7 protein-coding genes are annotated in these 8898 nt (G+C 66.2%); 4 read left to right on the top strand and 3 right to left on the bottom strand.

Annotation, left to right across the window (positions count from 1 at the left end; all coding sequences use genetic code 11):
* Positions 1-136: 136 nt before the first annotated feature.
* The 3 genes from RZ1_RS24665 to RZ1_RS30690 form a co-directional block, all read right to left on the bottom strand.
* Positions 137-766, bottom strand: a complete 630-nt coding sequence (locus RZ1_RS24665; protein ID WP_072815219.1) for a hypothetical protein — start codon at positions 764-766, stop codon at positions 137-139.
* A gap of 198 nt (positions 767-964) precedes the next feature.
* Positions 965-1162 (bottom strand): hypothetical protein, encoded by a 198-nt coding sequence (locus tag RZ1_RS24660; protein ID WP_238072206.1) that lies wholly within the window; start codon positions 1160-1162, stop codon positions 965-967.
* A 39-nt stretch (positions 1163-1201) separates the two neighbouring features.
* Positions 1202-1378 carry a hypothetical protein gene (locus RZ1_RS30690; RefSeq protein WP_169918105.1) on the bottom strand — a complete coding sequence of 59 codons (177 nt, stop codon included), beginning with the start codon at positions 1376-1378 and terminating at the stop codon, positions 1202-1204.
* Positions 1379-1532: 154 nt separating this feature from the next.
* On the opposite strand from RZ1_RS30690, the gene RZ1_RS24655 reads away from it, so the two are divergent.
* The 4 genes from RZ1_RS24655 to RZ1_RS24640 all read left to right on the top strand — a co-directional run bounded on the left by RZ1_RS24655 (position 1533) and on the right by RZ1_RS24640 (position 8725).
* Positions 1533-3554 (top strand): site-specific DNA-methyltransferase, encoded by a 2022-nt coding sequence (locus RZ1_RS24655; protein WP_072815167.1) that lies wholly within the window; start codon positions 1533-1535, stop codon positions 3552-3554.
* Positions 3551-6103 carry a DEAD/DEAH box helicase gene (locus RZ1_RS24650; RefSeq protein ID WP_072815166.1) on the top strand — a complete coding sequence of 851 codons (2553 nt, stop codon included), beginning with the start codon at positions 3551-3553 and terminating at the stop codon, positions 6101-6103. The genes RZ1_RS24655 and RZ1_RS24650 overlap by 4 nt, the downstream gene beginning before the upstream one ends.
* Positions 6104-6374: 271 nt before the next feature.
* Positions 6375-6821: a hypothetical protein gene (locus tag RZ1_RS24645; RefSeq protein WP_238072205.1), complete on the top strand. Its 447-nt coding sequence runs from the start codon at positions 6375-6377 to the stop codon at positions 6819-6821.
* A 509-nt stretch (positions 6822-7330) separates the two neighbouring features.
* Entirely contained in the window at positions 7331-8725 is a 1395-nt protein-coding gene (locus RZ1_RS24640) for an IS1380 family transposase (RefSeq protein WP_072815165.1), read from the top strand.
* Positions 8726-8898: the final 173 nt, after the last annotated feature.

The raw sequence follows: 8898 nt of genomic DNA, 5'->3' as shown, positions 1-8898 counted from the left end.
TCGATACCGCGCTCGAGGCCGAGTTCGTGCGCCCTCGCCAGGGCCGTCCTGGCTTTGACCAGGCGACCGCCGAGTTTCTCGGCCTGCGTTTCCAGCTCGACGAGCTGATCGCGGACCTGCGCCCACTGCGCCTGGATCAGAACGGCAGATCCGGGTCCTCCGGCGGGTTGCGGCGCATCTCGTCCTCGATCAACGCCGCCAGTTCGTCCGCCAACGGGTCGCGGGAGGTCATCGGCACCGGTTGGTTGTCCTCGATCCGCTGCGCGATCAGGGCCTTCGCCAACGTTCGGAACCACCCCGGCTTCGCCAGCCACACCCGTTCCACGACTCGTACCGCGGTCGGGTTCGGTCGCACGTTCCGTGTCCGCCACCGCTCCGGGTCCTGCGCTGCCCGGGCGGCTTCCCAGTCCTTCTCGATTTCCTGGTCGGCCCACTCCTCGAACCGCTCCCACGACTCCCGCATCTCGGGTGTCACCTGCGGATACAGCTCGGTGGCGAGCACCATCTCCCGCGCCGCCCGCCACGCTGTTTCCTTGGCCTGCACCACGTTCCAGTACGTCGCGTCCGGCGCCGCCGGGTGCGCCTGCTCGAACTGCTCGGCCGCGTCCTCGGTCATCTGCTGAAGGCGCAGCGCTTCCCGGTCGATCCGCTCCTGCTCGGTCGCCGGATCGAGCCCCAGCCACTCGACCAGAATCCGCCTGGTCTCGGCCGCGATCCGCAGGTCGATCCCCTCGACCTGCGCCCTGAAATCCTCGCTCTGCGTCACCGCTGCGTCCTCCTTGATCCTCGGAACCGGATGTGCCCCGCGGGGCGGCTTGCTCTGCCACACGACCTCCTCGACTGCGCCCGATCCCGGGCGTAGTTCCCCCCTGTTCCGCAAGGGATTACAAGGTCGATATTACCATCAAGATCAGCGAAAACCGCATCTGACCTGCGGTTTTCCTCTTGTCGTCCGGTGCGGGCGTTACGGCAGGCGGGCTGCGCGAGGGGTGGCCACAGCAACCGCCAGAACGAACAGCAGCGGGAAGATCATCAGTCCGCCGAGCCCGGCGAACACCGCCCGGCCGGCCCTGCCGTAGCGCCGGTACGAGCGCGACGCGCACACGGCCGCGCTCACGGTGGACAACAGATTGAAGATCGACAGGATCACGAAAAAGCCCACAATCGAAGTCCCTTCGTCGGCGTGTTAGGCCAGGGGTAGCTAGAGATCGAACAGGGAGAACTGGTTCTTCGCGGCCGCGGCGTCGGTGTCGCGTTCGTACCGTTGCGCCATCAGCCGCGCCGCTTCCGGGGCACAGCCGATCTCCTGCGCGACAGCGTGCCAGTCGGCACCGTCGGCGTTCATCTCCCAGGCGGTGCGGTGCAGCTCGTCGTCCATGCGCGCGTCCTCCTCCGTGTCGGCCGGCCGTTGGTTGTCTATTTTGCAATATTATTGACTGGACTGCAATTGACGCCGACCCCACGGCAATGAGGACCAGGCACCCGCATAGCCTTCTCATGTAACAGTTCAACCGGGAATGGCAGGGAGCAGGATGAGCGACGAGTCCAACGTGCTGGATCAGTTGATCTCCCGCGTTGACGACGACACACTGCGCGCCCGTCTCGCCCACGAAGTCGACCTCTTGCGCGGGTCTCGCCGATTCGGCCTCGTCTTCGACCGGCACCTGCCCGAGTCCGTCCGACTACCCGACCACCCCATCCGCAAGGGCATCCGCGTCGCGCTGCGCGACGAGTCGTCTGCCGCGACCTGGGTCGTCGATCGGTTCACCGACCGCACCCGCGAGGTCGCAGTCCTCACCGGCGATGGCGGTGAGCGGCACATATCCGAGCTGGTAGTTGTCCGCGAGTTCGGTGAGCCGATCTACCCGGGCCTCCGTTCAGTTGAGCGCATCGAGAACGGACCGGCCGACGCTCCGTGGCACGTCGTGATCAACGGCGAGAACTTCCACGCCTTGCAGGCGCTGCGGTCCACGCACCGTGGCAAGGTCGACCTGATCTACATCGATCCGCCCTACAACACCGGCAACGACGGATGGATCTACAACGACCGCTACGTCGACCAGAACGACCGGGCGAAGTCATCGAAGTGGTTGTCGTTCATGGAGCGTCGGCTCCTGATCGCTCGCGACCTGTTGAAGCCGACCGGCATCCTCTTCGCAGCAATAGGGAACGACGAACATCATCGTTTCCGGATGCTGCTCGATCAAGTCTTTGGTGATCGAAGTTTCATTTCGGACATCGTTTGGCAGGGCGGCACCGACAACTACGCAAAGTATATCTCGAACAAGGCTGACTACATGTTGGTTTACGCCAGAGACAAGGATGCCCTCGACCACGCTGAAACGTCGTGGCGGGAGCCGAACCCGCTGGTCGAAGCAGGGCTGGTTGCAGGAGAGCGGATCTGGGAGGAAAGCGCTCACAATCCGTCCGTTGCGGCCAAGGCAATGAAGAGTTGGTGGGAAGGGGCCTTGGCGAATGCGGCAGAGGTGCCGACCAAGACCATCAAGCGGTACGTCAACTTTGACGAGGACGGCCGTATCTACTACGGGGCGGATGCCGGTGCACCGGAGCGTCGATCGAGCAGGTGCTTCAGGCAGCTGCCACATCCGGAATCCGGGCGACTCTGCCCTGCACCGAAGAATGGGTGGCGTTGGGACGAAGATGAACTGATGCAGCGCCTGAAGGATGGACGAATCCTGTTCGGTTCTGACCACACAACGGTGCCGCAGCGGAAGTCATATCTTGTCGACCTAAACCAGACGATTGCCAGATCGGTTTTTGAACGCGATCGTCGAGCCGCCTCTCTGCGACTCGCAAATATTCTCGGCGACAAGCGCTTTCCGAACCCGAAGGACCATCAAGTCCTTATGCGCTGGTTCCGCATGACCGCCCCGCAGGATGCCGTAATCCTGGACTTTTTCGGCGGATCCGGCACGACGACCGAAGCTGTGATGCAGCTCAATGCGGAGGATGGCGGCACCCGTCAATCGATCCTCGTGACCAACAACGAGGTCGGTGCGGTCGAAGCCAAGAAGCTCAGAAAGTCCGGTCTTCATCCGGGCGATGTCCAATGGGAGGCGTCCGGGGTATTCGAGCACATCTGCCGGCCCCGGATCTCGACCGTGGTCACCGGTAAGCGTCCGGACGGCTCGTCTTACTCGGAGGGACTCGCGGCGAACGTCGAGATGTTCGACCTCACCTACCTCGATCCCGGTATGGTGCGCCGCGGACACGAGTTCGAGTCCGTGGCCCCGCTGATGTGGCTCGAAGGCGGTGCCCGCGGACCCCGCATCGACGAAGTCCCCGAGGAAGGCTGGGCACTCACCGGCGCGTACGGCGTTCTGTTCGACGTCGACGTGCTCACCGCATTCGCCGAGGCCGTGACCGACGCCGCGACCAGTGGAACGCCCCCTGCGGTGGTGTTCGTCATCACCGACTCCGAGGCCGAGTACCAACAGGCCGTCGAGCGGCTCCCGGTCGGGATCGAGACCGTCCAGCTCTACGAGGACTACCTGTCGAACTACACCATCAACATCACCGGTGGTGGGCGGTGAAGTTCACACTGGAGCCGTACCAGAGCACCGCGGTCGAGTCGGTGCTCACCCACCTGGCCAAGGCCCGAGCCGGCTACCTCGACGACGGGGAGCGCACCGCCGTCGGTCTGACCGCGCCCACCGGCGCCGGCAAGACCGTGATCGCGACGGCGGTGCTCGAAGGGATCTACAAGGGCACGCCCACGCGGACTCCGAACCCGGACATGACGGTCCTGTGGATCACCGATGACCGCTCGCTCAACGCGCAGACGATCTCCAAGATCACCCAGGCCTCGGGCGGATCGATCGACATCAACCGCATCCGCTTCCTCGGCGAGGTCGACCACCGCACGCTCGAACCCGGTCACATCTACTTCGTCCACATCCAGGCGATGCAGAAGAACTCGACGCTGCACGCCGTCCGGCCCGACGGCACCCACAACGACAAGCGCACCCACGGCGCCTGGGACATGATCGCCAACACCGTCCGGGAACGCGGCGAAGACTTCCTGGTCATCTGGGACGAGGCGCACCGCGGCTCGGGCACCAAGAACACCGACCGCAAATCGATCGCCGGCACCATCGTCGGCGGGGGCACCACGAACATCGGCACCGTCCAGCCGCCGGCCCCGGTGGTGCTGGGCATCTCGGCGACGCCGGACCGATTCCAGGCCGCCATGCAGGCCGCGGACCGCACCATGCGGCTGGTCGAGGTCAAGGCCGGCGACGTCCGTGAATCGGGTCTGCTCAAGGACCGCATCCTGCTGCGCAGTCTCGGCGAGCCGCAGTCGGCCGACAACACGATGCTCGCCCTGGCCGTCGAGGACCTGAAGTCCTCCGACCAGGCGTGGCGCATCCACCACGCGACCACCGGCGACCGGCCGGTCGAGCCTTTGCTGGTGGTCCAGGTCGAGCAAGGTCTGTCTCCGGCGAAGGAGGAGGCGCGGCTCGCCGAGATCCTCGCGGTGATGGAATCGGCCTGGCCCGTGTTGTCGGACTACGCCGTCGCCCACGCGTTCGGCGACCACGGCCAGTACAAGGTCGGCGACAAGACCGTCCGATACCTCCCGCCCGAGGCCATCTCCGGGGACGACCAGGCCCGCGTGGTGCTGTTCAAGTCCGCGCTGACCACCGGCTGGGACTGCCCGCGGGCCGAGGTGATGATCTCCTTCCAGAACAAGGACAGCTACACCGAGATCGCCCAGCTGATCGGACGATTGGTCCGCACGCCGCTGGCCAAGCGTGTCGACGGCGGCGACGACCGCCTCAACGAGGTCGCCGCGTACCTGCCCGGGTTCCGCACCGAACACGTCGCCCGCGTCGTCAACGCCCTGACCGAGGACGAGACCGTCGAGGTCGACGTCGTCGTCGCCCCCGCCGTGTGCGAGAAGTCAGCCGATGTGCCCCCCGAGCTGTTCGATCTGCTCGACTCTCTCCCGTCCTACACACGGCAGAGAACAACGTTCAGTTCCCGTACCGCCCAGCTGATGCGCCTGGCCGCCGCCCTCACCGAGCACGACCTCCTCGAGCAGGGCTCGGCCAAGGCCAAGCAGTGGATCGTCGACCAGATGCGCGCCGCCGACGGACAGCGCAGCAGCGAAATCGACGCCAAGGTCGAGGACATCATGTCCCTGACCGTCAGCACCACGATGGTCGCCTACGGCGAGGCGATCATGCAGAGCGTCGGCAGGTCCGCCACCCCCACCAACGAGCGCGACCTCGAGGGCTACTTCCGGAAGGCCAAACGTCTGCTCCCGGACGGCTCGGCCAACTGGTACTACAACGACCTGTGCGATCGAGGCGAGGACGACATCGACGCCTCGGCCCGCCTGGCCGCGATGGCCGACCTCGGATTCAAGACGGTCATCGAGGAACAGGCAGCGGCCCTCATCGACAACTGGCGTCAGCAGCACGCCGCCAAGGTGTCGGCGAAACCGCGCCATGTCCGGGACCAGATCGAACCGCTGTGGCACCTGGGCGGAACGCCGATGCTGCCGACCACGGTCGCGGTCCGCGACGCCTACCCAGCAGCAACCGAGAAGGTGCGCGGTGCGACCGTCGAGCCGATCGACACCTACCCCTTGCACCTCTACGTCATCCCGGCGGGCAAGCCCGACGCCGGCAAGTTCCCCGTCGACACCTCCCGCTCGTCGTGGGAGCAGGAAGTCCTCGCCTCCGAACTCGACTCCGACACGCTCGTCGGCTGGTACCGCAACCCGTCATCCGGCCGGCACGCGTTGGCCGTGCCGTACGAGTTCGGCGACAAGCACCAGCTCATGCACCCCGACTTCCTGTTCTGGCACGACGACGGCGACGGCCAGTACGTCATGGACATCGTCGACCCGCACCGCTTCGACCTCGCCGACACCTCGGCCAAGTGGTCCGCGCTGGCACGCTACGCCCAGGACCACGCCGACCGCGTCCGCCGCTGCCTCGCCGTCGCAAAGGTCGGCGAATCGCTGCGGGCCTTGGACCTCACCGCCCCCGGCATCGACGAACGCATCGCCGCGGCCACGAATCAGAACCTTCTCGAGGCGATCTTCGTCGCCGAAGGGGTGTCGTACCCGTGACCACCCCAATACCAACTGGAGGATGAGAGTGGGGCAGCCGAACAGAGGGCGTTTTCTCGACCGACCGACCCCCTGGGTGGACCCACCCCCGCCGGGACCGACCGTTGTCATCGACATCGATGGTCCACTGGCCAAGATGGACGCGTTCACCTACCTGATTTAGGCCCCCAAGTACAAGGACCGGGACTGGAAGGCCTTCCACAGGCACTTCAGCGACGCCGCGCTCAACCGGCCCGGCGGCCGCCTCGTCCGCGACCTTGCCGGCGCGGGCTTGACCATCGCGTACACCACAACGCGTCTCGGCGCGTTCATGCCGACCACGGACTACTGGATCCGGCAGAACTCCCTACCTCCGGGACTTATCGAGTGCCGCGACTTCTGGACCGACGGCACCGTCCGCCCAGCCCTCGACATCAAGCGCCGGCATTGGTGGAAATGGGTCGACAAGTACGAGGACCGGTCACCGGTCGTGGCCTGGATCGACGACGACCCCGAGGCTGTGGCGATGCTCGCCGAGCAGGGCTGTCCGGCCTGGCAGTTCGACCAGCTCGTCGGCGAGCATCGAGCCGGAAACCTGCTGCCGACGATCGAGCGCGGCCCCGGCCCGCGGTCGAGTTCGCCGAGCAGCGCGCCGCAGCCCGCCCGATTTTCGACGAGGCCGAAACGGTCCGCCAACGCACACACCCGAAATGGCAGCAGGCACACGCAGCCCGCATGAAGCAGCAGCGGCAGAAGGAACACCGCCAACGGCTCGCCCAGGCGTGACCGGCGACGGTCGACTGTCCTCGCCGGCACCGACACCGGTCCTGACGAGGCACTCGCGTGGGCGGAAGTGACCGGGCGTCCGGCGCCCCGGTCCGACGGCTCTCCGCGGGTGGTGAGACCGGTGTGGGGTGGGTGTGGGGCCGGGGTGTACCGTGGCCGTCGGTCACGGGCGGTCACCCCGAGCGTGCGGGCCGTGCGCCCCGGCCTCTCCCCCCCGACGCCGGGGCGCTGGCCTTTTCAGTATGTATATGTAGTAACCCCCCGACGGCGGGGATCAACTCGCTATCCATGTACAAGCGGGAAACAGCACGTCCGCTGGTACGTTGCGAGACTCTTCCTAGCCCGGGGCTTTCACGGTAATTCGACCGTGCCCCGTGTCGCACAGAAAGAAAGGCGCTCCGACCTGCGATAATTCGACTTGTCTAAGGTTGAACAATCGCGTGATCCAGGAGCACCCTTCAGGTGAGCAAGTCTACGTCCTGCTACCCCCAGCTGTCCGCATCGAGCACCGGAACCAGTGTCGTGTCGCATGCCGGCACCGTCCTGCTGCTCCGCACCGCGGAGAAAACCGGACTCGCCGCAGCACTGTCGACCGAGCTCGCCGGATTCCGGAAACCGTTGGCGCACCACGATCCCGGCAAGATTCTCCTCGACCTCGCTGTATCCCTGGCCATCGGCGGGGACTGCCTCGCCGACATCGACCAGCTCCGCGCCCACCCGGAGATCTTCGGGTCGGTGGCCTCCGATCCGACCGTCTCCCGCCTGATCAGCGCGTTGGCCGCCGATGCCGACACCGCACTGGCCGCGATCGGCCGGGCCCGCGCCACCGCCCGTTCCCGCGCCTGGATCGCAGCCGGTCCCGCGGCACCGGATCACGACATCGACGAGCACCACCCGCTGATCGTCGACATCGATGCCACCTTGGTCACCGCTCACTCCGACAAGGAATCCGCTGCTCCGACCTTCAAACGAGGCTTCGGGTTCCACCCGCTGTGCGCGTTCGTCGACCACGGGACCGACGGCACCGGCGAACCCGTCGCGATGCTGCTGCGCCCCGGCAACGCCGGTTCGAATACCGCCGCTGATCACGTCACCGTGGTGCAGGACGCACTGGCGCAGTTGCCGTCCGACCCGGCGTATCGGGTCGGGAAGAAGGTGCTCGTGCGTATCGACGGTGCCGGTGGCACCCACTCCTTGATCGAGTATCTGACCGAGCGCAGGCTCTCGTATTCGGTCGGGTTCTCCCTGACCGACACGATGACCGCCGCCCTCGATCTGGTCCCGGAGCAGGCCTGGACCCCGGCCTACGACTCCGACGGGCAGGTCCGCGACGGCGCCTGGGTGACGGAGTTGACCGACCTGCTCGACCTGTCGACGTGGCCGAAAGGCATGCGGATCATCGTTCGGAAGGAGCGTCCGCATCCGGGTGCGCAGTTGCGGTTCACCGACCGCGATGGGCTGCGGTTGACGGCGTTCGTGACCAACACCCGCTGTGGGCAACTCCCGGATCTGGAGCTGCGGCACCGGCGTCGGGCGCGGTGCGAGGACCGGATCCGGGCGGCGAAAGTCACCGGGCTGCAGAATCTTCCGTTGCACGGTTTCGATCAGAATCGGATCTGGTTGGCGCTCGTGCAACTCGCGTGTGAGCTGCTCGCGTGGATGCAGATGCTCGCGTTGACCGATGTCGCGGCTCGGCGGTGGGAACCGAAGCGGTTGCGGCTACGGCTGCTGTCGATCGCCGGGAAGATCGCCCGGCATGCTCGCCGGGTTCGGCTGCGGCTGGCCGCGACGGCTCCTGCTGTCGATGTTCTCGTGGCCGGCTTGAACCGACTTGCAGCACTACCTGCACCCGTGTGACCTGCACGAATCCTCTTCATCGAGACGAAAGGACGCTCAGCTTGGGGCCGTGGACCCCGGCGCCACCCGGCCGTGTCGGGTAGTCGATCGTGGATGCACACCGGATCCGCGGTTTTCCACCCAATCCGAACTGCTCAGGCCAGCGCGTCACCCGCACGAAAGATTGAGGCTAG

The organism is Rhodococcus zopfii NBRC 100606 = JCM 9919 (genome assembly GCF_001895025.1).
GTDB classification, from domain to species: domain Bacteria; phylum Actinomycetota; class Actinomycetes; order Mycobacteriales; family Mycobacteriaceae; genus Rhodococcus; species Rhodococcus zopfii.
This window is presented reverse-complemented; position numbering and strand designations above follow the sequence as displayed.

Excerpts from the sequence above, each read along its gene's own strand:
- RZ1_RS30690 (WP_169918105.1), bottom strand. The coding sequence starts at position 1,378 with ATGGACGACGAGCTGCACCGCACCGCCTGGGAGATGAACGCCGACGGT.
- RZ1_RS24655 (WP_072815167.1), top strand. The coding sequence starts at position 1,533 with ATGAGCGACGAGTCCAACGTGCTGGATCAGTTGATCTCCCGCGTTGAC.